Source organism: Methylopila henanensis (assembly GCF_042681025.1).
GTDB classification, from domain to species: Bacteria; Pseudomonadota; Alphaproteobacteria; order Rhizobiales; family Methylopilaceae; genus Methylopila; species Methylopila henanensis.
In genome coordinates, this window is sequence record NZ_JBHUER010000006.1 from 1 (window position 1) to 26,142 (window position 26,142).

A 26,142-nucleotide genomic window follows, 5' to 3' on the forward strand; every position below is an offset into this window, starting at 1 on the left:
CGCCCACGTTTCTCTTTCAATTATCCACACTGTCAAAGAGCCCACGACCAGAACCGGCCGCGTCCAGTTCCCAGCGTCACCGCCGGCAACCGCAAAAGTCATCCTCGCATCCGGTAAACACCGAACGCTCGGCGACACCTACAAGAGAGAGACTGTTAACCGGATCGCCGAGGCCCGCTGTTGGCCGCCCCGTCGTCCGGTGTGAGGGCTATGTATCCCCGCCCCTCCCGGGTGTCAACGCGATGTTTCGAAAAAATGACGCCTGGATGACCGCGGGCGCCTCATAGGAAGGCATTCGACGGCCCTCCGCGCCTGAGAACCGAGCGCCTTCGCCTCCCCTCCGCGATCCCCGCGACGCGGAGAGTCGGGCCCCTCGGAAAGCGCCGTACCTCCCCCCGGAGGGCGGGATTCCGCTCCACCCGGCTCGGCCGCTTGGGCCATCGGAGAGGGAAGCATCCCTAACTGTGCGCCAGTAACCTATTGTGATGTCCCGCTAATTTCCGAAGCCCCGTCGATTCGGGAGCGTCCCGATTCGTCCGCCCCTAGGGCCCAGGCGGGCGAGATTCGGTTTCGCGTTGGCGTGGAGGAAAGGTCGGGTTAACTTGCGCGCCCAATCCGACCGTCGCCCCCTGAGGATAAGGCCGCCATCGTCTTGAACGCAGGACGCGCCCAGCGCAGCCATATGCCCGGCCCGGCCGCGATCGAGCTCGGCGTCGAGCCGCCTCTGCGGGTCGGCAACGGCGACGAGGGCCCGCCGGACCCGCGCGCGGTCAGTTTCCGCTGGCTCGCCGGAACGGTGCTGACCGGCATGGCCGGCGCCGGCCTGCTCGGCGGCGCGATCTATTCGACCCTCGAGAGCGAGACCCGCGGCGCCGACGCGCCCCGGCTGCTCGCCATGGTCGCCCGTCCCGACGGCGAGCGCCTCTCCGCGGTCTCACGCAAGGGCGACCGTCTGACGCCGGAAGCCGAGTCGGTCTCGGCGCGGCAGGTGATTCGCGTCAGCGCCATCACCCGCCATGGGGCGCGGGAGGTGGTGAAGATGCGCCCGTTCGTGCGCGTGTCGGCGAGCCTCGCGCGCCAGCCGACCGACCGCGCCTCGGAAGTGCCGCCGTTCGATCCGCTGAAGGTGCTCGCGGACGCGCCGCAGGCGCGCGCGGCGACGCCAGCCGATTCGGACGGCGACCTGTCCTTCGTTGTGAGCGACCTCGGCGGACGCCGGATGGACGCCGACGAGGGCCCGACCGTTCCTCCGGTGGACGTGCGCGCCCGCGTGCGCGAGGCCGCCGCCTTCGAGATGGCGTCGCGCTTCGAACCGACGACCCAGCTTCCGCCGGGCGCCCAGAGCCGGCTCGCCTACGCCGCCGAATCCATGGCGGCCGCGATCGGGACGCCGTTCGACGGCCGCGCCGCCGCCAACGTCACGCTCGTCGCCAAATCGGCGCCGGCGCCGGATCCCGGCGCGACCGGCCCGGGTGAACGCTCGATCCAGATCACGGCGGACGGCGCGCTCGAGGCCGCGCTGGTGGAGCTCGCGGGCGCAGCCCCCGACGACGCCCGCGCGATCGCGCGGCGGTTCGCCGGCCGCGACGGCTACGGGCTCGCCAGCGTCAAGGCCGGCCAGCGGCTGAAGGTGCTGATGGGCCGCTCGGCCGCGCCGGGCCTCAACCGGCTGCAGCCGGTGCGCGCCAGCCTGTTCGACGCCGGCGGCGAGCATGTCGGCTCGGTCGCGTTGTCCGACCAGGGCGACTATGTCGCGATCGCGGACATGGACGACTTCGCGGAGGAGCCGAGCGCGGAGGAGATCGCCGACGAGGTCGCCCGGCCCGGCACGCCGAGCCGCATGCGGCTCTACAACGGCCTCTATGAAGCCGCGCTGCGGAACCAGGTGCCGAAGGCCGTCATCGACGAGATGGTCCGCATCGTGTCCTACGACGTCGACTTCAACCGCCCGGTCGGGGCCGGCGACAGCTTCGAGGTGTTTTACGGCGCCGACGACGATCTCAACGGCGAGGGTGAGGTCGCCTACATGGCGCTCAGCCTCGCGGGCGAGCAGCGGCGCTTCTTCCGCTACCTCACCGAGGACGACGGGCTCGCCGACTATTACGACGAGACCGGCAAGTCGGCGAAGAAGTTCCTGATGCGCAAGCCGATGAACGGCGGCGTCATGCGCTCCGGCTTCGGCTTCCGGCGCCATCCCGTGCTTGGCTATTCCAAGATGCACACGGGCGTCGACTGGTCGGCCCCGGTCGGCACGCCGATCGTCGCCTCGGGCAACGGCACGGTCGAGAAGGCCGGCTGGGCCAACGGTTATGGCCGTCAGGTCGTGCTGCAGCACGCCAACGGCTACGAGACCACCTACAATCACATGTCGGGCATCGGCCGGGGCGTGACGCCGGGCGCGCGGGTGCGGCAGGGGCAGGTGATCGGCTTCGTCGGCTCCACCGGCCTCTCGACCGGGGCGCATCTCCATTACGAGGTGCTGGTCAACGGCCGGTTCGTGAACCCGATGAAGGTGAAGCTGCCGCGCGGTCGCGAGCTCGACGGCGAGATGCTGGCCGGCTTCCAGCGCGAGCGCGAGCGGATCGAGGGGCTGCTCGGACGCGGCGGCTCCGCCAACGCGGCCCGCGCGGCGAGCGTCGCGCAGGGCGGCTGAGCCGCTTCAGTCACCGAACTCGCGATCGTGGACGGCGGCGTCGGGCTTCTGCCGGTCGAGGCTCTCGCGGTAGCGGACGCAGCCGCGCAGGAAGCGCGGCCAGGACGGCACGGCGATGTCGGGCTCGATCCGCTCGGGCAGCAGCGCCCACAGCTCCGGATGATGCCAGCAGAGGTCGTGCCCGCTCGCATCCCGGTGGGCGCCGACGCCGGCGCGCAGGCGCCGGACCTCGGCCGCCAGCTCGTCCCGCGACATGCCGTCGAGATCGTCGTCCATGGCTCCCCCCTCCGGCGCGGCGCCGCGGCCCGGACGATCCCGGACCGCGGCGGCGACGGCGCGGCGATCAGGCCGCAGCGGCGACCGCCCGCGGCCCGACCATCAGGCCGGAGCCGGTGGCGGTGACCGGCACATGCTGGCCGTCGCGCACGTCGCCCGCGAGGATCAGCTCGGCGAGCGGATCCTGCACGTATTTCTGGATCACCCGCTTCAGCGGCCGCGCCCCGTAGGCCGGGTCGTAGCCCTTCTCGGCGAGCCAGTCGCGCGCGCTCTGGTCCAGGTCGAGCGTGATCTTGCGGTCCTCCAGCAGGCGGCGCAGCCGGCCGAGCTGGATGTCCACGATCGCGCCCATCTGGTCCCGCTTCAGGCGGTGGAACAGCACGATGTCGTCCACGCGGTTCAGGAATTCCGGCCGGAAGTGCGACCGCACCACCGCCATCACCTGATCGCGCACGGCGTCGGTGTCCTCGCCGTCGGGCTGGTTGACCAGATACTCGGACCCGAGGTTCGAGGTCATGATCAGCAGCGTGTTGCGGAAGTCGACCGTGCGGCCCTGCCCGTCCGTCAGGCGCCCGTCGTCGAGCACCTGCAGCAGGATGTTGAACACGTCGGGATGCGCCTTCTCGACCTCGTCGAACAGCACGACCTGATAGGGCCGGCGCCGCACGGCTTCGGTGAGAGCGCCGCCCTCCTCGTAGCCCACATAGCCGGGAGGCGCGCCGATCAGCCGGGCGACGGCGTGTTTCTCCATGTATTCCGACATGTCGATGCGCACCATCGCCTGGTCGTCGTCGAACAGGAACGACGCCAGGGCCTTGGTCAGCTCGGTCTTGCCGACGCCGGTCGGGCCCAGGAACATGAACGAGCCGATCGGCCGGTTCGGGTCCTGCAGGCCGGCGCGGGCGCGCCGCACCGCGGTCGAGACCGCCTGCACCGCCTCGCCCTGGCCGACGACCCGCTTCGCGAGCTCGTCCTCCATGCGCAGCAGCTTGGCGCGCTCGCCCTCCAGCATCTTGTCCACCGGCACGCCGGTCCAGCGCGACACCACCTGCGCGATGGCGTCGGGCGTCACCACCTCCTGAACCATGGAGCCGGCGACGCCGGCGTCCTCGGTCTCCTTCAGCTCGCGCTCGAGCTTCGGGATCACGCCATAGGCGAGCTCGCCGGCGCGGGCGAGGTCGCCCTTGCGCTGGGCCTGCTCCAGCTCGATGCGGGCCTTGTCCAGATTCTCCTTGAGGGTCTGGGCGCGGCCGAGCTTGTCCTTCTCGTTCTTCCAGCGCGCGGTCAGCGCGTCGGCCTTCTCCTGCAAGTCGGCGAGCTCGGTCTCCAGCTTGACCAGCCGGTCCCGGGAGGCGTCGTCGGTCTCCTTCTTCAGCGCCTCGCGCTCGATCTTGAGCTGGATGATGCGGCGGTCGTACTCGTCGAGCTCCTCGGGCTTGGAATCCACCTGCATCCGGAGGCGCGCCGAGGCCTCGTCCATGAGGTCGATCGCCTTGTCGGGCAGGAAGCGGTCGGTGATGTAGCGGTTCGACAGCGTCGCGGCGGCGACGAGCGCGGAGTCCGCGATGCGCACGCCGTGGTGCAGCTCGTATTTCTCCTTGATGCCGCGCAGGATGGAGATGGTGTCCTCCACCGTCGGCTCGGACACGAAGACGGGCTGGAACCGGCGGGCGAGCGCGGCGTCCTTCTCGACGTGCTTGCGGTACTCGTCGAGCGTGGTGGCGCCGACGCAGTGCAGGTCGCCGCGGGCGAGCGCGGGCTTCAGCAGGTTGGAGGCGTCCATGGCCCCGTCCGCCTTGCCGGCGCCGACGAGCGTGTGCATCTCGTCGATGAACAGGATGATCCCGCCCGCCGCCGACTGCACCTCGGACAGCACCGCCTTCAGGCGCTCCTCGAACTCGCCGCGGTACTTCGCGCCGGCGATCAGCGCGCCCATGTCGAGCGCGAGCAGGCGCTTGTCCTGAAGCGATTCCGGCACGTCACCGTTGACGATGCGGAGCGCCAGCCCCTCGACGATGGCGGTCTTGCCGACGCCGGGCTCGCCGATCAGCACCGGGTTGTTCTTGGTGCGGCGGGACAGGACCTGGATGGCGCGGCGGATCTCCTCGTCGCGGCCGATGACCGGGTCGAGCTTGCCCTCGCGGGCGACGGCGGTGAGGTCGCGGGCGTATTTCTTCAGCGCGTCATAGGCGTTTTCGGCCGTCGCGCTGTCCGCGGTGCGGCCCTTGCGCAGCTCCTCGATCGCGCCGTTCAGCGCCTGCGGCGTGACGCCCGCGGCGGCCAGCGCCTTGCCGGCGTCGGTGTCCTTCTCCAGCGCGAAGGCGGTCAACAGCCGCTCGGCGGTGACGAACTGGTCGCCGGCCTTCTTGGCGAGCTGCTCGGCGGCGGTGAACACGCGCGAGGTGGCGGGCGCGAGATAGAGGTTGCCGCCGCCGGAGCCGCTGACCTGCGGCGCCTTGCGCAAGGCGGCCTCGACCGCGGCGCGGGCGTCGGCGGGACGTCCGCCGGCGCGCTCGATCAGCCCGGAGGCGAGGCCTTCGGGGTCGTCGAGCAGCACTTTCAGCACATGCTCAGGCAGAAGCTGCTGGTGGCCGGCGTTGGTCGCCGCCGTCTGCGCGGCCTGAAGAAATCCGCGGACGCGTTCAGTGTAGATTTCGGGGTTCATGCATCCCTCCTAACGAGCGCGCCGGAGCGGCCGCCCCGCAAACGGCCCGGCGGCCGTCGCGTTGTAGGGCGGCTGGCGGCGCCTCAGCCGTTTCCCGCCCGGCGGGCGGGAGGAGGCCCCGGTTCGGCGACCTCCAGACGCGATATGGGTGTTGCCAATTCATCACAAAAGGGGATGGTGCAACGATTGGCGGCGCGTTTCGTCGACCGCCGTCAAGGAGCATCGGATGTCTGCGTCCCGTATCGTCGCGCTGCGGCGCTATCCCGTGAAGGGCCTTTCGCCCGAAGACCTCGCATCGGTCGATCTTGAGGCCGGGCGGCCGATCGCGGGCGACCGGGCCTTCGCGGTTGAGAACGGGCCGTCGGGCTTCGACCCCGCGCGGCCCGCGAAACTGCCGAAAACCCGCTTCCTGTGCCTGATGCGGAACGCGCGGCTTGCCGGGCTCCGGACGCGCTACGACGACGGACGGCTCACGATCGAGCGCGGCGGCGAGCTTGCGATCGAAGCGGATCTCGGCTCCCGCGACGGCCGCGAACAGGTCGAGGCCTGGCTTTCGGACTTCATGGGCGAGGAGCGGCGCGGCCCCCTGCAGGTGCTTCCGGCGCCGCAGGGCCACACCTTCTCCGACACCGCGCGCGGCGTCGTCTCGATCATCAGCCACGGCAGCGTCGCCGCCGTCGCGGACATGATGGGACGGCCCGTTGATCCCCTGCGCTTCCGCGGCAACATCGAGATCGCCGGCGCCGACGCCTGGGCCGAGCTCGGGTGGGTCGGCCGCGAGCTCCGGATCGGCGACGTCCGGCTGAAGGTCACCGACCGCACCGTGCGCTGCGCCGCGACGGAGGTCGACCCGACGACCGCTGAGCGCGACCTTCCGATTCCCCGCACGCTGATGAAGACGCTCGGCCATGCCGATTGCGGCGTCTACGCCGAAGTGGTCGCGCCCGGCCGGATCGCCGTCGGCGACACGGTGGAGCTGGCGTAGACGCCGCGCCATCACGCGGGCGCGGGCGTCGGAGCGGCGCCGCCGCCCTTGGCGGCCACATGGCCGGATTCGCGCGCGAGCGGCATGATCCGCATCGCGGCGACGAACAGCGCGAGCGCCACCGTCGCCGCGGCGCCGAGGCCGAGGAAGGCGACGCCGTAGCCGGTCAGGCCCGTCTCGACGCCGACCGCCGCCAGCCAGTCGCGGCCGCGCTCGACCATGACGCCGGCCGCGGTCATGCTCAGCGCCGCGCCCACGCCCTGCGCCGTCATCACCGCGCCGAGGCCGACGTTGAATCGGCCGGTGCCGCGGAGAATGCGCGCGACCAGCGCCGGCGTGACGACGCCGAGGATGCCCGCGCCGACGCCGTCGAGCGCCTGCACCGGGATCGCGATCCAGGCCTCCGGCGTCGAGGCCGCGACGATCCCGCGGACCGGCAGGGCGACGAGCGCCGCGAACAGCAGCGGCGCATAGCCGTAGCGCTCGGCGATTCGCGCCGAGATCAGCGCGATCGGCACCATCACGGCCTGGGCCACGACCACCGCGATGCTGGTCCAGAGCACGGCGTTGCCGAGCCCGAGCGCCTCGATGCGCTGGCCGACGAGCGGCAGCATGGCGGCGTTGCCGAAGTGGAACAGCATCAGGATCACGCCGAAGGCGAGCAGCGCGGGCGTCTTGAGCAGCACGGCGTAGCCGGATTTCCCGTCGTCGGCTTCGCCGGTTTCGAGGCCGCGGGCGACCGCGTGGTCGATCGCGCTCTCGCGGATCGCGAGCGTCGCCGCGATCGAGGCCACCGCCATGATCGTCATGACGAAGAACACCGCCTCGACTCCGACGACGTAGGACGCGGCGGCGCAGGCCATGGCCGACGCGACGTTGCCGCCATGGTTCGCGGCCTCGTTGCGGCCGACCTGATGCGAGAACTCGGCCGGGCCGACGATGCCGAGCGTCATGGCCGCGATCGCGGGCGGGATCGCCGCGCCGGCGATGCCGGACAGCACCTGGCTCGCGGAGACCAAGAGGAAGCTCGGGTAGAACAGGATGGCGAGGCAGGCGAGCGTGACCGCGAGGCCGGCGCCGATCGTGACCAGCCGCTTGCGTCGGGTCGAATCCACGAAGGCGCCCAGCGGCGTGGTGGCGAGCATGCCGGCGAGGCCGCCGATCGTCAGGACGAGGCCGATGTCGATCGGCGACCAGGACCGGCCTTGAAGGAAGATGGCGAGGTAGGGGCCGAGCCCGTCCCGGACGTCGGCCATGAAGAAGTTCAGGGCGGTGAGCGCGGCGACCGTGTTCATCAGATCCGACCGTTCCGGAGAGGTTCCGGCGTCGGAGATGTCGCGCCGCGCGGCGGCGAACAGCGGCGCCGGACGGGCGGCGTAAAATAAAAGTGAGGCCGGGGTCGCCCCCGGCCTCACCAGATGTTTTCGCGATGTCCGCGGCGACGCCCGAAGGCGCTTAGTCCGAGGCGGCTTCGCTCGCCGGCGCGTCGGCCTGGGCCGTCTCGCCCTCGGCGGCGCGGCCGCGGCCATAACGGCGGCGCCGGCCGCGTCCGGCGGCGCGCGGAGCGTCCTCGCCCTCGGCGGTCTCGGGAACCTCCGGCGACGCCGCGGCGGGCGCGGCCTCGATCACGGGCTCCGGCTCCGGCGCGGGAGCCGGCGCAGGGGCCGCGACCTCGCCGACGAAGGCCGGCTGCGGCGTGGAGCCGGTGATGAACGCCGGGAGACCGCCGACATTGGCCGTCTCCTCCGCGCGCTCGCCGCGCTCCTGCCAGTCGCCGCGCGGCTGGCGTTCGCCGCGCTCGGGCCGGTCCTGACGGTCGCGGCGCTCGTTGCGGTCGAAGCGGCGCGGCTGGTCGCCCTCGCGTCCGTTGGCGTAGCCGTTGCGGCCGCCATTGCCGTTGGCGCCATTGCCGTTGCGCGGCTGGCCGCCGTAGCCGGGCTGGCCGCCATTCGCCGGAGCGGGAGCCGCGGCCTGCGGCTGGGTGCCCGCCTCGCCTTCGGGCTCCTCGTCAAAGTCCAGCGGATCGGCGAAATCGTCGGCGTCCGCGCGCACGAAGGTCTGATGCGGCTGGTACTGCGCCTGCGCCGCGGCCAGCAGGCGGTAGTAATGCTCCGCGTGCTGGAGGTAGTTCTCCGCGGCGACCGGATCGCCGGAAGACTGCGCGTCGCGCGACAGCTGCACGTACTTGTCGGCGATGGTGCCGGCCGTGCCCCGGATCTTCACGTCCGGCCCGTTCGACTCGTAAGAGCGCGTCAGCGGATTGGGGCCCTTGCCGCCGCCGCCACCGCCGCCGCCTCCTCCTCCGCCGCGATTGCGACCGCGAAGGCGCTTCGATTGTCCTTGCCTCATGGCGTTCAAATCAGCACTCGTTCTGTTCTGAGGGCCCCTGAAGGCCGGGAACCGACGAGACCTCGGTCCGCCTGCGCGCCGCGCATATGCTACGGCCGCCGATCCAGCCTTCGCCGCACGCCGGAGGCGCGCGCGAGACCCGACCGGCCGCACCGCCCCGCGACCAGACATCGCGATGCGGCGGGCAAGCGTGATCGAAGCTGTGCGTCGATCTTCCAAAGCATGTCCTGCGCCCACTTGCGCGAACCGCTTCGAAACTATCCGTCCATCGCTCTCTGGCCGTCGCGCAAGGCGACGCGGGCGTCGGACGATTCCGACGCCGAACATAGCGTCCCGCCCTTCGCTTTCCAAGGGGTTTTTGGCGATAACAGCCGCTTAAGAGGCGACGCGGCCGAGCGCGAGGGCGCGCGGCACGCCGCCGAGATCGCGCCGCGCGGGGCCGAGGACGGCGAGACCGGCGTCCCGAGCAAGCGCGGCGACCTCGTCCTCCTGGCCGGCGCCGAGCTCGAGCACGGCCACGCCCTCCGGCGCCAGCAGCCGCGGCAGATCGGCGACGATGGCGCGGTAGGCGTCGAGGCCGTCCGCGCCGCCGTCGAGCGCGGCGAGCGGATCGTGCTCCCGCACCTCCACGTCAAGACCGCCGATGTCGGCGCTGGCGATGTAGGGCGGGTTGGAGACGACGAGATCGAAGCCGCCCTTGAGCGCGGTCGTCCAGTCGCCCGCCACAAAGGCGGAGCGCGCGCCGAGGCCGAGCGCCACGGCGTTCGCGCGCGCCGCCGCGGCCGCCTCCGCCGAGCGGTCGACCCCGACGCCGAAGGCGTTCGGCCGCTCGTTCAGGAGGGCCAGCAGGATGCAGCCGGTTCCGGTTCCGAGATCGGCGATCGCGAGCGGCCGGTCGCGGGGACCCGCGCGCTTCAGCGCCTCCTCGACGAGGGTCTCGGTGTCCGGCCGCGGCGTCAGCGTCGCCGGCGCGAGCGCGAAGTCGAGCCCCCAGAACTCCCGCCGCCCGAGAATGCGCGCGACCGGCTCCCCGGCGACGCGGCGGTCGACGAGCGCGGCGAGCTCTGCGGCCGCTTCCCGAGGCGCGGGCGCGTCGGCTTGCGCGATCAGCCCGGCGCGGTCGAGGCCGAAGGCCTGGCCCGCCAGCACGCGGGCGTCGAGGTCCGGCGTGTCCACCCCGGCCTCGGCGAGACGGGCGGCGGCCTCCCGCAGCGCCCGGCCGATCGTCACGCCGCGGCGTCCTCTGCGGCGAGCAGGCGGGCGCGCTGCTCGGCGGCGAGCGCGTCGATCAGCTCGCCCAGCGCCTCGCCCGCGATCACGTCGTCGAGCTTGTAGAGCGTGAGGTTGATCCGGTGGTCGGTGACGCGCCCCTGCGGGAAATTGTAGGTGCGGATGCGCTCGGAGCGGTCGCCGGACCCGACCTGGACGCGGCGGGCGTCGGCGCGGGCGACGTCGACCCGCTCGCGCTCGATGTCGTAGAGTTTTGCGCGCAGCAGCGCGATGGCTCGGGCACGGTTCCTGTGCTGCGAGCGCTCGTCCTGCACCGCGACCGCGATGCCGGTCGGCAGATGCGTGACGCGCACGGCGGATTCGGTCTTGTTGACGTGCTGGCCGCCGGCGCCTTGCGCCCGGAACACGTCGAAGCGCAGCTCCGAGTCGTCCAGCGCGACGTCGACCTCCTCCGCCTCGGGCAGCACCGCGACCGTCGCCGCCGAGGTGTGGATCCGACCCGAGCCCTCGGTCGCGGGCACCCGCTGCACGCGGTGCACGCCGGATTCGAACTTCAGCCGGCCATAGGCCCCCGCGCCGGCGATCTCGGCGACGATCTCCTTGTAGCCGCCCATCGCGCCCTCGCTCGCGGACAGCACCTCGACCTTCCAGCCGCAGGAGTCGGCGTAGCGCTGATACATCCGGAACAGATCGCCCGCGAACAGCGCGGCCTCGTCTCCGCCGGTGCCGGCCCGAACCTCGAGGATCACGCCGCGGGCGTCGGCCTCGTCCTTGGGCAGCAGCTCGAGCTGCAGCGCCGAAGCCGCCGCGTCGCGGCGGGCGGCGGCCTCCTCGCGCTCGGAGGCGGCGAAGGCGCGCAGATCCGCGTCGCTCTGGGGATCGGCGGCGATCTGGTCGAGATCGGCGATCTCGGTCTCGATCGCGCGCAGCGCGTCGATCGCCTCGACGACCGGCGCGAGATCGGCCCGCTCGCGCCCGAGCTTCGCCAGCGCGGCGCCGTCGGTGGTCGCGCCGAGCGCATGCTCCACGGCGGCGAACCGCTCGAGCACGGCGTCGAGCCGTTCGTTCGGAAGATCGACGGTCACGGTTCGACCTGCAGTCCCCGCTTCGCGGCGTAGGCGCCGAGCGCGGCCCGCAGGCTGGTCGGCCCGTCCGCAGCGGCGAGCAGCGGATCGACCAGGGCGCGCAGCTCGCCGACGTCGAGGTCGAGCAGCGCGGCCTTCACCGGGCCGACCGCCGCGGGAGAAACCGACATCGAACGGTATCCGATCGCGACCAGCGTCATCGCCTCCAGCGGCCGCGCCGCCATCTCCCCGCACAGCGTCACCAGCGTGCCGTGGCGCCGGCCGACCTCGGCCACCTGCCGTAGCGCACGCAGGAACGCGACGTCGAGCGTGTCGAAGCGGTTCGCGACGCGCGCATTGCCGCGGTCCACCGCGTAGAGGAACTGCATCAGGTCGTTCGAGCCGACCGACATGAAGTCGACGCGGCGCGCGATCTCGTCGAGGTTGAACAGCAGCGACGGCACCTCGACCATGACGCCGAGCCGGATCTGCGCCGGCGGGCGATGGCCGTGGGTTTCGAGCCGCGCGCGCTCGCGCTCCACGACGGAGCGCGCCTCGTCGAACTCGGCGACCGAGGCGACCATCGGGAACATGATGCGCAGCTCGCGGCCGGAGGCGGCGCGCAGCATCGCGCGCACCTGCGTCCTCAGCAGCGCCGGCCGGTCGAGCCCGAGCCGGATCGCGCGCCAGCCGAGCGCGGGGTTCTCCTCCGGCTCCTGGCGCATGTAGGGGAGGATCTTGTCGCCGCCGACATCGAGGGTGCGGAAGCTGACGGGCTTTCCTCCCGCCGCGTCGAGCACCGACCGGTACAGCGCCTCCTGGACCGAGGTCTTCGGCAGCGAGGAGGCCACCATGAACTGCAGCTCGGTGCGGAACAGGCCGACGCCGTCGGCGCCGGTCTCCTCGATGTGCGGCAGGTCCACCAGCAGGCCGGCGTTGAGCAGCAGCGAGACGTCCACGCCGTCGCGGGTGCGGGTCGGCACGCCGCGGAGCGCGCGGTACTGCTCCTGGCGGCGGGCGCGGAACCGGACCTTGTCGGCGTAGGAGCGCTCGACGTCGGGCGTCGGGCGCACATGGACCTCGCCCGAGACGCCGTCGACGATGATCGGATCGCCGGCCTCCACCAGCCCGGTCGCGTTCTCGAGCTGGCCGACGGCGGCGATGCCGAGCGCGCGGGCCACGATCGCCACGTGGCTGGAGCCGGAGCCCTCCTCCAGCACCAGCCCGCGCAGGCGCGAGCGGTCGTAGTCGAGCAGCGCCGCCGGTCCCATCGAGCGCGCCACGACGATGGCGTTCTCCGGCAGTTCGGTCACCGCGGGAGCCATGCCCTGCCCCGGCGAGGTCAGCTCGCGCAGCAGGCGGTTCGCGAGGTCGTCGAGGTCGTGCAGGCGCTCCCGGAGATAGGGGTCGGTCTGGCGCTGCATGCGCGCGCGGGTGTCGGACTGGACGCGCTCGACGGCGGCCTCGGCGGTGAGGCCGGTCAGCACCGCCTCCTGCAGCCGCTTGCCCCAGCCGCGGTCGTTCGCGAACATGCGGAACGCCTCGAGCACGTCACGGTGCTCGCCGGCGCGGGCGACGTCGCCCTCGTCGAGCAGCACGTCGATCGACGCCCGGAGATTGGCGAGCGCCGCGTCGAGGCGCTTGAGTTCGGCGTTGGCGTCCTCGGCGATGAAGTTCTTCACCACCACGCGCGGCTCGTGCAGCACGACGTGGCCGAGGCCGATGCCCTCCGACAGCGCGACGCCGCCGGCATGGGTGGGCCGCCGCCCCACCGGCTCGACGCCGCCGCCGGGCGTCGCGAGCTCGCCGCTCGCGATCATCTCGGCGATGACCATCGCCGTCGTCTGCAGCGCCTCGATCTCCTCGTCGGAGTAGGAGCGGTGCGCCTTGTTCTGCACCACCAGCACGCCGAGCGTGTTGCCCGCGCGCAGGATCGGCACGCCCATGAACGAGTGGTAGATCTCCTCGCCCGTCTCCGGCTTGTAGGAGAAGGACGGGTGCGACTGCGCGTCGGACAGGTTGACCGGCTCGGCCTCGTCCGCGACGAGGCCGACGAGGCCCTCGCCCTTGCGCATGGTCGTCAGGTGGACGGCGGCGCGGTTCAGGCCTTCGGTGGCGTAGAGCTCGAGGTCGCCGTCGACGCGCAGCACGTAGACCGAGCAGACCTCGGCCACCATGTTGGCGGCGATCAGAACGACGATGCGGTCGAGGCGCTCCTGGGCCGTGACCGGCTCCGCCATGACCTCCCGCAGCCGGCGCAAAAGCACGCGCGGGCCGCCATACGCGCCTCGCATCTTCCGCTCTCCGGATCGGGGGCCGCCCCTTGCCTCCGCGGCCGGGGCCGCGTCGTCAAGCCTGCCGCGGTCAGGCCTTGTCGAGCCCGTATACCGAATGGAGCGTTCGGACGGCAAGCTCGGTGTAGGCCGCGTCGATGAGCACCGAGATCTTGATCTCGGACGTGGTGATGGCGCGGATGTTGACGCCGCGCTTCGCCAGCGCCTCGAACGCCTGGGCCGCAACGCCGGCGTGGCTGCGCATGCCGATGCCGATGACCGACACCTTGCAGACGTCGGCCGCGGTGTTCAGCAGCGTGAAGCCGATCTCCGCCTTGCGGGTCTCGAGGATCTCCAGCGCGCGCGCCTGGTCGGAGGTCGGCAGCGTGAAGGTGATGTCGGTGGTGCGGCCGTCCTCGGAGATGTTCTGGACGATCATGTCCACGTTGATCGCCGCTTCGGCCAGCGGGCCGAACACGCCCGCGGCGACGCCCGGCTTGTCCTCCACCCGGCGGAGCGTGATCTGGGCCTCGTCCTTGGAATAGGCGATGCCGGTGACGACCTGATGTTCCACGATCTCGTCCTCGTCGCAGATGAGCGTTCCGGGGGGCAGGCCGTTGGGGCCGACCTGCGGCGCGTCCGGCGCGTCGAAGCTCGACCGCACGAACACCCGGACCTTGTGCACCATGGCCATCTCGACCGAGCGCACCTGAAGCACCTTGGCCCCGAGCGAGGCCATTTCGAGCATCTCCTCGAAGGCGATGCGGTCGAGCCGCTGGGCCTTCGGGACAATGCGGGGATCGGTCGTGTAGACGCCGTCGACGTCGGTGTAGATGTCGCAGCGGTCGGCGCCCACCGCGGCCGCGATCGCCACCGCGCTGGTGTCGGAACCGCCGCGCCCGAGCGTCGCGATGCGGTTGTCGGGGGCGAGGCCCTGGAAGCCGGCGATCACCGGCACCTGCCCGTCCGTCAGCCGCGAGACGAGCGCGGAGCCGTCGATCGATTCGATGCGGGCGGAGCCGTGGGTCTTGTCGGTGAGCAGCGGGATCTGCCAGCCCTGGAAAGAGCGCGCCGGCACGCCCATGCCCTGCAGCACGATCGCGAGCAGGCCGGACGTCACCTGCTCGCCCGAGGCGACGATGGCGTCGTATTCTCGGGCGTCGTGGATCGCGCCGGCCTCGCGGGTCCAGGCGACGAGCTGGTTGGTGGCGCCCGCCATGGCCGAGACCACGACCGCGACCTCGTGTCCGGCGTCGACCTCGCGTTTGACATGGGCGCCGACGTTGCGGATGCGCTCCACGTTCGCGACGGACGTGCCGCCGAACTTCATTACGATGCGGGCCATGGACGGGATCGGACTCGAGACTGGCGGACGGCCGGGCGCGAAAAACCCGCGTCCGGAAAAAGGCGCGTATAGATAGCCGCCGGCCTTGGCCGACACAACGCCGGAGACGAGCCTTCGATGACGACGCCTGACGCCGCCAGTCTCGACCGCGACGAAGTCGCCCGTTTCGACGCGCTGGCGTCGCGCTGGTGGGACCCCGACGGCCCCATGAAGCCGCTCCACCGCTTCAACCCGGCCCGCGTCGCGATCTTCCGGGACGCCGCCGCGGCGCGGTTCGGGCGCGACGCGCGCGCGATCCGGCCGCTCGGCGGGCTGACGCTGCTCGACGTCGGCTGCGGCGCCGGCGTGCTGGCCGAGCCGCTGGCCCGGCTTGGGGCGGAGGTGACGGGGATCGATCCGGCGGCCGACCTCATTCCGGTCGCCGAGGCGCACGCGGCCGAGGCCGGCCTCGCCATCGCCTACCGCGCGGCGGCGGCCGAGACGCTGGTCGGGGAAGGCGCCGCGTTCGACGTCGTCGTCGCCTCGGAGGTGGTCGAGCACGTCAACGACGTGCCCGGCTTCGTCGCGACGCTCGCAAAGCTGGTGAAGCCCGGCGGGCTGCTGCTGCTGTCGACCATCAACCGCACGGCGCTCGCCCATGCGCTCGTCATCGTCGGGGCGGAGTACGTGCTGCGCTGGCTGCCGAGGGGCACCCACACCTACGAGAAGTTCGTCACCCCGGACGAGCTCACGGCGGCCTGCGCCGCGGCGGGGCTGGAGCGCACGGAGCTTCGCGGCATCCGCTTCAATCCGCTCCGCAACGTCTGGACGCCGAGCTCCGACACCGCGGTGAACTACGCGCTCGCGGCCGCAAGGCCCGGCTGAACGCCCTCGTCCTCGACGGGGACGACGTCGACCGAATGCCGGGTCTTCTGCGGGCCCGCCGTGATCAGCACCCCGTCGATGGGCGCGACGTCGGAATAGTCGCGCCCGACCGCCACCACCACATGGTCGTTCAGCACGGTCATGGCGTTGGTCGGATCGAACCCGCGCCAGCCGAGCTCGTGCCCGAGCCAGACGTTGACCCAGGCGTGCATGGCGTCGGCGCCGGCGAGCCGCGGCTTGCCCTCGGGCGGAATGGTGCGCAGGAAGCCGCTGACATAGGCCGCCGGAACGCCGATGCCGCGCAGGCTCGCGATCATGATGTGCGCGAAATCCTGACAGACGCCCTCGCGCGCGGCGAAGGCCTCCAGCACGGGCGTGTCGACCGTGGTCGCGCCGGGCTTGTAGGTGAAGTCCTTCCGGATCTGTTCGGCGAAGCGCAGCATCGCCGCGCCGACCGGCGCCGCCGGGTCGATCATCTCGCGGGCGTAGTCGGTCAGCGGCTCCGACAAGCGCACGATGCGGCTGTCGCCGAGATAGTGCATCGGCCCCCGCCCGGTCGTGTCGCGCGCCACGAAGGCGGCCTCGGCGATCTCGGCGACCGACGGCGTGGCGTCGAGATCGGGAAGCTCGCGCGTGACCTTCACCCGCGCCTTCATGGTGACGGACAGCGCCTCGTGCGGCGGGAACAGCAGCACATGGTCGAGCGCGTTGCCGAAGAAATCCTGCTCGCGCAGCGTCTCGTCGGGCCGCGGTCGGATGGCGAGCTGGGTCGAGAGCGTCTCCTGCCCGAGCTCGACGCTCGGGCGCACGCGCAGGATGTGCCGCGCGTCCTTGACCTCGGACGGGTAGTCGTAGGCGATGACGAGCTCGAGGTCGTAGATCATTCCGCCTCCAGCCGCTCGAAGCCCTGCTGCGGGGCGGCCGCGAAATAGCGCTGGGACAGCAGGTCGGAGATCGCGCCGCAGTCGGAGGCGACGCGCGTCAGGAAGGCCTCCGTCACCTCGTCGGCGTCGCCGGTCGCCAGCCGCACCTGCAGCCGCGCGGTGCGGCGGAACAGCGGATCGGGCGCCTCGCCGCGCCGCATCCCCGGCAGTTCGTCGAGCAGCGCCTTGATGGCGTTGACCTGGAAGGCGACCGAACGCGGATTCAGCGGGTCGAGCGCGACGAGGTCGAGCACGGTGGAGCGCGACAGGTCGACCGAGTAGCGCCGGCGGTAGGTGACGCGGCTGTCGGTGAACTCGAGCAGCGCCTCGAGGCCGCCCTCGGGGATCCTGTTCGAGGCGAGCGCCGCCGCGACCAGCGCCGTGTTCTGCGCGCGCTCCACCCGCCGGCCGCACTGCAGGAAGCGCCAGCCCGTGAACTGGTACATGTTGTCGTGCACGAGGCCGGCGAAGCCCGCGAGCCGCGTCAGCACGCCGCTCGCGAGCCCGACCAGGTCGCCCGGCTCCGGCGCGGCGCGGTAGGCCTCGATCATGTCGACGACCTCGCTCAGCACCCGCCAGCCGTCGGGCGAGAACCGGTCGCGGATGCGGGACGCCGTCGCGAAGGCCTGGCCCGCGAGCTCCAGCAGGCCGCCGGAGGCGTCGCCGACCATCGCCTCGACGCCGATCTCGGCGAGCAGCTCGCCGACCGCGGCCTCAAGCGCGCCGGCGCGCTCGCCCTCCGCCAGCCGGGCCGCGTGCAGGCGCACCAGCCGGGTCGCGGCTTCGGCGCGCTCCACGTAGCGGCCGAGCCAGAACAGGTTGTCGGCGGCGCGGGCGGGAGGCGCGCTCGGCAGACGGCGCGCGAAGCCCGCGCGGCGCTCCGTCAGCAGCGAGACCTGGCGCTCCTCGCGCTCGGACGGCACCCACACGTCGACCGAATGGCCGCCGGACTGCATCGACACCGCGAGCGGGTCGCGCGAGCTCGACACCCGCGCGAACCCGCCGGGCATCACCCGCCAGCCGTCCTCGCCGCGGGCGAGGAAGACGCGCAGCGTCACGGGCCGCGCCTGCAGCCGGCCCTCGACGAAGACCGGCGCGGTCGAAAGGCCGACGATCTCCTGCCCCACCACGTTGACGCCGTCGCCGGCGAGCTCGTCGAGCAGCCGGTCCGAGGCCGAGCGCCTGATGCCGAGGTCGAGCGGCTGGCGGCGCTCGCCGCCGCCCGAGGCCGGCGGAAACGCCGCCGCGAGCGACAGCCGGTCGCGGCGTTCGGAGACATAGGCGCGCTCCGCCTCCTGCCCGCACCACCAGGTGGCGACGGTCGGGAGCTTGAGCTCCTCGCCGAGCAGCGCGCGGGCGAGCGCCGGCTGGAAGGCGAGCAGCGCGCGGGTCTCCAGAATGCCCGAGCCCAGCGCGTTCACGAGCTCGACCGCGCCGGCGCGGACGGCGCGGACCAGCCCAGGCGTGCCGATGCGCGAGCGCGGGAACAGCTCCAGCGGATCGGCGAAGTCCGAATCGAGCCGCCGCCACAGCACGCGGATTGGCTTCGAACCGTCGACGGTGCGCACCTCGACCGACGAGCCGTGCACGGCGAGGTCGCCGCCTTCGAGCAGCAGGAAGCCGAGATAGCGCGCAAGATAGGCGTGCTCGAAATAGGTCTCGTTGTGCGGCCCCGGCGTCAGCAGCGCCACGCGAAGACCGCGGGCGTCGTCGAGCCCGTAAAGCGTCTCGCGGAACTTCTGGAAGAAGCCCGCGATGCGCTGGATTTTCAGGTCGCGCGTGAGGTCCGGGAAGGCCCGCGAGGTCGCGACCCGGTTCTCGAGCGCGAAACCGGCGCCGGACGGCGCCTGCGTCCGGTCGCCCAGCACCCACCAGCGCCCGTCGGGCCCGCGCCCGAGGTCGACCGCGATGAAGCGGATCAGCGGCTGGCCCGAGCGGCCCTGGTCGGCGAGCGGCCGCAGGAACTCGGGGTTGCGCCCGAGGATGGCGGGCGGCAGCACGCCGTCGCGCACCAGCCGGCGCTCGCCGTAGAGGTCGCCGATCAGGCGCTCGAGGAACTCGGCGCGCTGGACGAGGCCCGCTTCGAGCTGCGCCCATTCGGACGCGCCGATGATCAGCGGCGGGTGCGCGAGCGGCCAGTCGCGGGTGTGGCGGCCGTCGTCGGCGCCGCCATAGACCTGATAGAAGACGCCCGCCTCGCGCAGATATTGCGCGGCGCTGCCGAACCGGCGCGCCCGCTCCGCCTCGCTCATGCGCGCGAGCGCCGCGATCAGCGGCCGGTAATGGGGCCGCACCTGCCCGTCGGGACCGCGCATCTCGTCGTAGACGCCGGTGGGCGGCGCATATCCGCGCAACAGGTCGCCCGGAACGGCCCGCGGCGGCGCTTCGAGGGTCTTGGTGTCGGGCACGGCGGTTTCGGATGCTCCAGGCGTGGACGCATCATGGCGCCGGCGGCGGCCGATTGCGACCGTCTCCGGCGCCCGCGCCGCCGCTCGGGCCTGCGGCGTCAGGCCGCGAAGCGCGGCGGACGACGCAGGTCGAGCGTGTGCGGGAAGCCCGGATCGGGCGCCTCGATCACCGGCTCGTAGACGCCGGCGGTGTGGCCGATGTCCTCGAACCGCGCGAGCCGCCGCGCTTCGGCCTCGTAGGCGTTGACCGGGAAGGTGTCGTAGTTGCGCCCGCCGGGATGCGCCACGTGGTAGACGCAGCCGCCGATCGAGCGCTTGGACCATTTGTCGTAGATGTCGAAGGTCAGCGGCGCATGCACCGGAATCGTCGGGTGCAGGCCGGACGCCGGCTGCCAGGCCTTGAACCGCACGCCTGCGACCAGTTCGCCGGCGCCGCTGCCCGGCCCGAGCGGCAGGGCGCGCCCGTTGCAGGTGACGATATAGCGGGCGGGATCGGCGTTGGTGAGCCGGACCTGCAGCCGCTCGACCGACGAATCGACGAACCGCACCGTGCCGCCGATCGCGCCGGTCTCGCCCATCACGTGCCAGGGCTCCAGCGCCTGCCTCAGCTCCAGCGCGACGCCCTCGCGCTCGATCCGGCCGCAGAACGGGAAGCGGAACTCGGCCTGCGCCTCGAACCACTCCGCCCGCAGCGGATGGCCCGAGCGCTTCAGGTCCTCGAGCACGTCGAGGAAGTCCGCCCACACGAAGGCCGGCAGCATGAAGCGGTCGTGCAGGCGCGTGCCCCAGCGCACGAAAGAGCCCTGCGCGGGCTCGCGCCAGAACTTCGCGATCAGCGCGCGAATCAGCAGCTGCTGCGCGAGGCTCATGCGGGCGTCCGGCGGCATCTCGAAGCCGCGGAACTCGACGAGGCCGAGCCGGCCGGTCGGCCCGTCCGGCGAATAGAGCTTGTCGATGCAGATCTCGGAGCGGTGGGTGTTGCCGGTGACGTCGATCAAAAGGTTTCGGAACAGCCGGTCCACCAGCCAGGCCGGGGGCGGCCAGCCCTCGCCCGGCGCCGGCACGTTCGCCATGGCGATCTCGAGCTCGTAGAGCTGGTCGTGGCGGGCCTCGTCGATGCGGGGCGCCTGGCTCGTCGGGCCGATGAACAGGCCGGAGAACAGGTAGCTGAGCGAGGGATGGCGCTGCCAGTGCAGCACCAGCGACTTCAGCAGGTCCGGCCGGCGCAGGAACGGGCTGTCGAGCGGCGTCGCGCCGCCGACGACCACGTGGTTGCCGCCGCCGGTGCCGACATGCTTGCCGTCGATCATGAACTTGTCGGCCCCGAGGCGCGACTGGCGCGCGTCCTCGTAGACGCCGGTGGTGATCTCCACCGCCTGGCGCCACGACGAGGCCGGGTGGATGTTGACCTCGATCACGCCCGGATCGGGCGCAACGCGGATGACGTTGACGCGCGGATCGTGCGGCGGGGCGTAGCCCTCGATCTGCACCGGCAGGCCGTTCTCATCCGCCGCGTCCTCGATCGCCGTGAGCAGGTCGAGATAGGCCTCGACCGATTCCATCGGCGGGATGAAGACGCAGAGCTTGCCGTCGCGCGGCTCGACCGACAGCGCGGTGCGGACATAGCCGACGATCTCGTTCTGCATCGTCGGCGGCGCCTGCCAGACCGGCTGGTCCGGCGTCGAGATCTGCCGCTGGCGGTGCGCGATCGCGATCTCGCCCGGGTCCGGCAGCGGCTCCAGCTCGCGCACCGGGTCGGTCGGGAAAAAGTAGGGGAACTCGGAGCTGGTGAGATAGGGCAGCGCCCCGAGCGGCAGGCGGTAGCCGAGCGCGCTGTCGCCCGGCGACAGGAACAGCTTGCCGCGCCGCGTGCCCCAGCGCTCCGACACCCAGCGCAGCCCCTGCGCCTGCCACGCCTGGATCGGCAGCACGTAGCCCGTCGGCGTGGTCAGCCCGCGGTCGAACACGCGCGCGATGCGCGCGCGCTCCTCGGCGTCGGCCAGCTTCGGGTTGGACGGATCGACGTTCTCCGGAAGCTGCGCCTCGCGCACCAGCCAGTAGGACGGGTCCTCGAAGGCCGGCTGCGCGTTGTCGCGCGGCACGCCGAGCCGCGCCGCGATCTCGGTCGCGAGCGTCTCGGCGCCGGCGATGTCGGCCGCGGCCGAGGTCTTCTCGCGCGCGATGAGGTCCGGGTTCTTCCAGATCGGCTTGCCGTCCTTCCGCCAGTAGAGGGAGAAGGTCCAGCGCGGCAGGGTCTCGCCGGGGTACCACTTGCCCTGCCCGTAATGCAGGAAGCCGCCGGGCGCGAAGCGGTCGCGCAGCCGGCGGATCAGGTCGTCGGCCAGCGCCCGCTTCTGCGGCCCGGTGGCGTCCGCGTTCCATTCCGGCGACTGGAAGTCGTCGATCGACACGAAGGTCGGCTCGCCGCCCATGGTGAGGCGCACGTCGTTGGCGGCGAGCTCGGCGTCGACCTTCTCGCCCAGCGCGTCGAGCGCCGCCCAGCTCTCGTCGGAGAACGGGAACGACACGCGCGGCCGCTCGGCCACGCGGTCCACCGTCATGTCGAAGGCGAAGTCGACCTCGGCGAAGCTCGCGGCCCCGGAGATCGGCGCGGCGGAGCGGTAGTGCGGCGTGGCGGCGAGCGGCACGTGGCTTTCGCCGGTGAGCAGGCCGGAGGTGGCGTCAAGGCCGATCCAGCCGGCGCCGGGCAGATAGACCTCCGCCCAGGCGTGCAGGTCGGTGAAGTCGACCGTCGTGCCGATCGGCCCGTCGAGCGCGACGCGGTCGGGCTTGAGCTGGATCAGGTAGCCCGAGACGAAGCGCGCCGCGAAGCCCAGCCGGCGCAGCGTCTGCACCAGCAGCCAGGTGGTGTCGCGGCAGGAGCCGGAGGCCAGCTCCAGCGTCTCCTCGGGCGTCTGCACCCCCGGCTCAAGCCGGATGAGGTACTTGATGCGCTGCGACAGCTCGCGGTTGAAGTTCACGAGGAAATCGACCGTCCGGGTCTCGCTGCGGTCGATCTCGGCCAGGAACGCCTCGAGCCTCGGCCCGAGCGGCTCGGCCTCGAGATAGGGCTTCAGGTCGGACTTCAGGTCCTCGGCGTAGTCGAACGGCCAGCTCTGCGCGCTGTCTTCGACGAAGAAGTCGAACGGGTTGTAGACCGTCATGTCGGCGAGCAGATCGACCTCGACCTTGAACTCGGTCGTCGGCTCCGGGAACACGAAGCGCGCGAGGTAGTTGCCGAACGGATCCTGCTGCCAGTTGATGAAGTGGTTCGCCGGCGTGACCTTCAGCGAGTACGACGGGACCCTGGTGCGGGAATGCGGCGCCGGGCGGAGGCGGATCACCTGCGGGCCGAGGGTGACGGGACGGTCGTACTTGTAGTGCGTGACGTGGTGCAGGGCGGCGAGGATCGACATGGATCGAGGGGCGGCTCCGTGGGCGGGCGCGCTCATCCTAACCTTCGACCGCGCCGCAGCAAGCCGCCCAGACGGCGGGCGCCGAGGCGCCGGCGCACATATTGAAGGCGCCCGGTCGATTTCCAGGAACCGAGGCGCGGTCACGCGCATTTCAGCGTCGCGCACGCCGCCGCGAGCGGCTTCGAGGATCGACCCCATGAAACTGTTCTCCTGCCCCTCCTGCCGGCATGTCGTGTTCTTCGAGAACGTCGTTTGCGAGCGCTGCAACCACGCGCTCGGCTACGAAGCCGGGTCGAACCAGATGCTGGCGCTCGAGCAGGCCGACGGCGCATGGCGCTCGGTCGGCGCCAAGGCCGACGACCGGCCGTGGCGCTACTGCGCGAACTATGAGCACGGCGTCTGCAACTGGCTCGTGCCGGCGGACGGTCCGGACGCGTTCTGCCAGACCTGCCGCCACAACCTGACGGTCCCGAACGTTGCGGAGGGCAACAATCTCGCCCTCTGGCAGAAGATGGAGGTGGCGAAGCGCCGGCTGTTCTATTCGCTGCTGCGGCTCAACCTGCCGCTCCAGACCCGCGCCGAGCACCCGGAGGGGCTCGGCTTCCAGTTTCTCAGCAACGATCCCAACAGCGCGCAGCACGTGATGACCGGCCATGACGACGGCCTGATCACCATCGCGCTGGCCGAAGCCGACGACGCCGAGCGCGAGAGCCGCCGCACCTCCATGAGCGAACCCTACCGGACCCTGCTCGGCCATTTCCGGCACGAGGTCGGCCACTGGTACTGGGACCGTCTGGTCCGCGACGGCGGCGCGCTCGAACAGTGCCGCGCGGTGTTCGGCGACGACAGCCAGGATTACGACCAGGCGCTGCAGGCGCATTACGCCAACGGCCCGAAGCCCGGCTGGCAGAACGAGTTCGTCTCGCATTACGCCGCGGCCCACCCGTGGGAGGACTTCGCGGAGACCTGGGCGCATTACCTCCACATCACCGACACGCTCGACACCGGCCGGTCGTGGGGCTTCAAGGTCGATCCGCGCGTCGACCGCGAGGACCTGCTGACCGCGGAGATCGACTTCAACGCCTTCTCGGCCAGGACGCCGATCCGCGAGATCAGCGAGTCCTGGCTCGCGCTGTCGTCGGCGCTGAACGCGCTCAACCGCTCGATGGGCCTCGCGGACGCCTACCCGTTCGTGCTGTCGGAGCCGGTGATCGCGAAGCTCGGCTTCATTCATGACCTCGTCCACGGCAAGGTCGGCACGGCCTCGGAAGCGACCGGCGAGGCGACGGCGGTCCCGCAGCAGCAGGCCGGGCCGGAACGCCTGAGCGCCTGACCATCGCGCGGGCGGGAACGCGACGGACGACGCGCAAAAAGAAAGGCGGCCCGGAGGCCGCCTTTCGCATTTTCAGTCCCGCGTGAGCGCGAGCCTCACTCGGCCGCTTCCTCGCGACGGCGACGACCGCCGCGGCGACCGCCGGAACGCTCCTCGCCGCCTTCGGAGGCCTCGGCCGGAGCCGCCGCCTCGCCGCCTTCGGAGGCCTTGCCCTCGAGGTCCTCGCCCGTGGTCTGGTCGACGACCTTCATGGAGAGGCGGGTCTTGCCGCGGTCGTCGAAGCCCATGAGCTTCACCTTGACCTTGTCGCCCTCCTTGAGGACGTCGGAGACCTTGGCGACGCGCTCGCGGCTGATCTGCGACACGTGGACGAGGCCGTCCTTGGCGCCGAAGAAGTTCACGAAGGCGCCGAACTCGACCACCTTCACGACCGTGCCGTCATAGATCACGCCGACTTCCGGATCGGAGGCGATCGACTTGATCCAGTTCAGCGCGGCGGTGATCGCCTTGCCGTCGCTGGAGGCCACCTTCACGGTGCCGTCGTCCTCGATGTTCACCTTGGCGCCGGTCTTCTCCACGATCTCGCGGATGACCTTGCCGCCGGTGCCGATCACTTCGCGGATCTTGTCGGTCGGGATCTTGATGACCTCGATGCGCGGCGCGTATTCGCCGAGCTCGGTGCGGCCCGCCGCGATCGCCTTGGACATCTCGCCGAGGATACCGAGACGGCCGTCCTTCGCCTGGGCGAGGGCGACCTTCATGATCTCCTCGGTGATGCCGGCGATCTTGATGTCCATCTGCAGCGCGGTGACGCCCTGCTCGGTGCCGGCCACCTTGAAGTCCATGTCGCCGAGATGGTCCTCGTCGCCGAGGATGTCGGAGAGCACGGCGAACTTCTCGTCCTCGAGGATCAGACCCATGGCGATGCCCGCCACCGGCCGCTTCAGCGGCACGCCGGCGTCCATGGCCGAAAGCGAGGCGCCGCAGACGGAGGCCATCGACGACGAGCCGTTGGACTCGGTGATCTCGGACACGATGCGCAGCGTGTAGGGGAACTCGTCCGCCTTCGGCAGCATCGGGTGGATCGCGCGCCAGGCGAGCTTGCCGTGGCCGACTTCACGACGGCCGGGCGCGCCCATGCGACCGGTCTCGCCCACCGAATAGGGCGGGAAGTTGTAGTGGAGCAGGAAGCGCTCCTTGTAGGTGCCGCCGAGCGAGTCGATGAACTGCTCGTCCTCGCCGGTGCCGAGGGTCGCGACCACGAGGGCCTGCGTCTCGCCGCGGGTGAAGATGGCCGAACCGTGGGTGCGGGGCAGCACGCCCACTTCCGCGAGGATCGGACGGACGGTGGTCAGGTCGCGGCCGTCGATGCGGATCTTGTCGTCCAGGATGCCCCAGCGGACGATCTTGGCCTCGAGCTCCTTGAACACCGCGCCGAGCTTCAGCGGATCGACCGGGTTCTCGACGCCCTCGCCGGAGAGGGCGGCGAGCGCCTTCTTCTTGGCGGCGCCGACGGCCTCGTAGCGATCCTGCTTCTTCTTGATCTTGTAAGCCTCGCGGAGGTCGGCCTCGACCAGCGCGCGCAGCTTGTTCTCAAGATCGGAGACGTCCTCGACCTGATGGTCGCGCGGCTCCTTGGCGGCCTTCTCGGCCAGGCGGATGATGGCGTCGATCACGGGCTGGAAGCCCTTGTGGCCGAACATCACGGCGCCGAGCATGACCTCCTCGGACAGCTCCTTGGCTTCCGACTCGACCATCAGCACGGCGTCCTGGGTGCCGGCGACCACGAGGTCGAGCGCCGAGCCCTCCATGCGGTCCTGCACCGGGTTCAGCACGTATTCGCCGTCGATGTAGCCGACGCGGGCGCCGCCGATCGGGCCCATGAAGGGAACGCCCGAGAGCGTCAGCGCGGCGGAGGCGCCGATCATGCCGACGATGTCGGGGTCGTTCTCGAGGTCGTAGGAGAGGACCGTGACGACGACCTGGGTGTCGTTCTTGTAGCCGTCCGCGAACAGCGGGCGGATCGGACGGTCGATCAGGCGGGAGGTGAGCGTGTCCTTCTCGGTCGGGCCGCGCTCGCGCTTGAAGTAGCCGCCGGGGATGCGGCCCGCGGCGTAGTACTTCTCGGTGTAGTTCACCGTCAGCGGGAAGAAGTCGACGCCGGCCTTCGGCGCCTTGGCCGAGACTGCGGTAGCGAGCACGGTGGTCTCGCCATAGGTGACGAGCACGGCGCCGTCGGCCTGGCGGGCGACGTGGCCCGTCTCAAGCGTCAGCGTGCGGCCGGCCCATTCGATCTTCTCGCGATGAATCTCAAACATTCTCTGTCCTAGCGGTCATAGGACCGGGACAGCCGTCGGG

General features: G+C 71.5%; 16 protein-coding genes. 4 read left to right on the forward strand and 12 right to left on the reverse strand.

Annotated elements, in window-relative coordinates:
• Nucleotides 1-652 precede the first annotated feature (652 nt).
• Nucleotides 653-2,653, forward strand: coding sequence for a M23 family metallopeptidase (locus tag ACFSCV_RS09125; protein WP_378799131.1), 2,001 nt, complete (start codon nt 653-655; stop codon nt 2,651-2,653).
• A 6-nt stretch (nt 2,654-2,659) separates the two neighbouring features.
• On the opposite strand, the gene ACFSCV_RS09130 is transcribed toward ACFSCV_RS09125, so the two are convergent.
• A complete protein-coding gene (locus tag ACFSCV_RS09130) occupies nt 2,660-2,929 on the reverse strand; it encodes a hypothetical protein (RefSeq protein WP_378799133.1) in 270 nt (89 codons plus the stop codon).
• A gap of 67 nt (nt 2,930-2,996) precedes the next feature.
• Nucleotides 2,997-5,594 carry an ATP-dependent chaperone ClpB gene (gene clpB / locus ACFSCV_RS09135; RefSeq protein ID WP_378799134.1) on the reverse strand — a complete coding sequence of 866 codons (2,598 nt, stop codon included), beginning with the start codon at nt 5,592-5,594 and terminating at the stop codon, nt 2,997-2,999.
• A 226-nt stretch (nt 5,595-5,820) separates the two neighbouring features.
• Between clpB and ACFSCV_RS09140 the strand changes: the two genes are divergently transcribed.
• The gene (locus tag ACFSCV_RS09140; protein ID WP_378799136.1) at nt 5,821-6,579 is read left to right on the forward strand and encodes an MOSC domain-containing protein; all 759 of its coding nucleotides are present in this window, start codon (nt 5,821-5,823) and stop codon (nt 6,577-6,579) included.
• 11 nt (nt 6,580-6,590) lie between these two features.
• Here ACFSCV_RS09140 and ACFSCV_RS09145 read toward each other — a convergent pair whose 3' ends face one another.
• From ACFSCV_RS09145 to ACFSCV_RS09170, 6 genes are all read right to left on the reverse strand, one after another.
• Nucleotides 6,591-7,994, reverse strand: a complete 1,404-nt coding sequence (locus tag ACFSCV_RS09145; RefSeq protein WP_378799138.1) for an MFS transporter — start codon at nt 7,992-7,994, stop codon at nt 6,591-6,593.
• 40 nt (nt 7,995-8,034) lie between these two features.
• The gene (locus ACFSCV_RS09150; protein WP_378799140.1) at nt 8,035-8,928 is read right to left on the reverse strand and encodes a DUF4167 domain-containing protein; all 894 of its coding nucleotides are present in this window, start codon (nt 8,926-8,928) and stop codon (nt 8,035-8,037) included.
• A 375-nt stretch (nt 8,929-9,303) separates the two neighbouring features.
• The gene (prmC, locus tag ACFSCV_RS09155; RefSeq protein WP_378799142.1) at nt 9,304-10,158 is read right to left on the reverse strand and encodes a peptide chain release factor N(5)-glutamine methyltransferase; all 855 of its coding nucleotides are present in this window, start codon (nt 10,156-10,158) and stop codon (nt 9,304-9,306) included.
• Nucleotides 10,155-11,243: a peptide chain release factor 1 gene (gene prfA, locus ACFSCV_RS09160; RefSeq protein ID WP_378799144.1), complete on the reverse strand. Its 1,089-nt coding sequence runs from the start codon at nt 11,241-11,243 to the stop codon at nt 10,155-10,157. Before prfA ends, prmC begins: the two co-directional genes overlap by 4 nt.
• Nucleotides 11,240-13,516, reverse strand: coding sequence for a phosphoenolpyruvate--protein phosphotransferase (ptsP, locus tag ACFSCV_RS09165; protein WP_378799146.1), 2,277 nt, complete (start codon nt 13,514-13,516; stop codon nt 11,240-11,242). The genes prfA and ptsP overlap by 4 nt, the downstream gene beginning before the upstream one ends.
• A gap of 70 nt (nt 13,517-13,586) precedes the next feature.
• On the reverse strand, nt 13,587-14,840 hold the full coding sequence (locus ACFSCV_RS09170) for an aspartate kinase (protein ID WP_378799148.1): 1,254 nt from the start codon (nt 14,838-14,840) through the stop codon (nt 13,587-13,589).
• 117 nt (nt 14,841-14,957) lie between these two features.
• On the opposite strand from ACFSCV_RS09170, the gene ubiG reads away from it, so the two are divergent.
• Nucleotides 14,958-15,704, forward strand: coding sequence for a bifunctional 2-polyprenyl-6-hydroxyphenol methylase/3-demethylubiquinol 3-O-methyltransferase UbiG (gene ubiG, locus ACFSCV_RS09175; RefSeq protein WP_378799150.1), 747 nt, complete (start codon nt 14,958-14,960; stop codon nt 15,702-15,704).
• Here ubiG and ACFSCV_RS09180 read toward each other — a convergent pair.
• The 3 genes from ACFSCV_RS09180 to ACFSCV_RS09190 form a co-directional block, all read right to left on the reverse strand.
• Nucleotides 15,674-16,588 (reverse strand): transglutaminase family protein, encoded by a 915-nt coding sequence (locus ACFSCV_RS09180; protein ID WP_378799152.1) that lies wholly within the window; start codon nt 16,586-16,588, stop codon nt 15,674-15,676. The genes ubiG and ACFSCV_RS09180 overlap by 31 nt on opposite strands.
• Nucleotides 16,585-19,035, reverse strand: a complete 2,451-nt coding sequence (locus tag ACFSCV_RS09185) for a circularly permuted type 2 ATP-grasp protein (RefSeq protein ID WP_378799154.1) — start codon at nt 19,033-19,035, stop codon at nt 16,585-16,587. Before ACFSCV_RS09185 ends, ACFSCV_RS09180 begins: the two co-directional genes overlap by 4 nt.
• Nucleotides 19,036-19,133: 98 nt before the next feature.
• A complete protein-coding gene (locus ACFSCV_RS09190) occupies nt 19,134-22,451 on the reverse strand; it encodes a transglutaminase family protein (protein ID WP_378799319.1) in 3,318 nt (1,105 codons plus the stop codon).
• A gap of 196 nt (nt 22,452-22,647) precedes the next feature.
• On the opposite strand from ACFSCV_RS09190, the gene ACFSCV_RS09195 reads away from it, so the two are divergent.
• The gene (locus ACFSCV_RS09195) at nt 22,648-23,784 is read left to right on the forward strand and encodes a zinc-binding metallopeptidase family protein (protein ID WP_378799156.1); all 1,137 of its coding nucleotides are present in this window, start codon (nt 22,648-22,650) and stop codon (nt 23,782-23,784) included.
• 95 nt (nt 23,785-23,879) lie between these two features.
• Here the strand turns inward: ACFSCV_RS09195 and pnp are convergent, their stop codons facing one another.
• Nucleotides 23,880-26,102, reverse strand: a complete 2,223-nt coding sequence (pnp, locus tag ACFSCV_RS09200; RefSeq protein ID WP_378799158.1) for a polyribonucleotide nucleotidyltransferase — start codon at nt 26,100-26,102, stop codon at nt 23,880-23,882.
• Nucleotides 26,103-26,142: the final 40 nt, after the last annotated feature.

Bases quoted from the DNA above. Each gene is read 5' to 3' on its own strand.
- ACFSCV_RS09130 (WP_378799133.1), bottom strand. From the start codon at position 2,929: ATGGACGACGATCTCGACGGCATGTCGCGGGACGAGCTGGCGGCCGAG.
- ACFSCV_RS09170 (WP_378799148.1), bottom strand. From the start codon at position 14,840: ATGGCCCGCATCGTAATGAAGTTCGGCGGCACGTCCGTCGCGAACGTG.
- clpB (WP_378799134.1), bottom strand. From the start codon at position 5,594: ATGAACCCCGAAATCTACACTGAACGCGTCCGCGGATTTCTTCAGGCC.
- ACFSCV_RS09190 (WP_378799319.1), bottom strand. From the start codon at position 22,451: ATGTCGATCCTCGCCGCCCTGCACCACGTCACGCACTACAAGTACGAC.
- ACFSCV_RS09195 (WP_378799156.1), top strand. From the start codon at position 22,648: ATGAAACTGTTCTCCTGCCCCTCCTGCCGGCATGTCGTGTTCTTCGAG.
- ptsP (WP_378799146.1), bottom strand. From the start codon at position 13,516: ATGCGAGGCGCGTATGGCGGCCCGCGCGTGCTTTTGCGCCGGCTGCGG.
- ACFSCV_RS09180 (WP_378799152.1), bottom strand. From the start codon at position 16,588: ATGATCTACGACCTCGAGCTCGTCATCGCCTACGACTACCCGTCCGAG.
- ubiG (WP_378799150.1), top strand. From the start codon at position 14,958: ATGACGACGCCTGACGCCGCCAGTCTCGACCGCGACGAAGTCGCCCGT.
- ACFSCV_RS09150 (WP_378799140.1), bottom strand. From the start codon at position 8,928: ATGAGGCAAGGACAATCGAAGCGCCTTCGCGGTCGCAATCGCGGCGGA.
- ACFSCV_RS09140 (WP_378799136.1), top strand. From the start codon at position 5,821: ATGTCTGCGTCCCGTATCGTCGCGCTGCGGCGCTATCCCGTGAAGGGC.
- pnp (WP_378799158.1), bottom strand. From the start codon at position 26,102: ATGTTTGAGATTCATCGCGAGAAGATCGAATGGGCCGGCCGCACGCTG.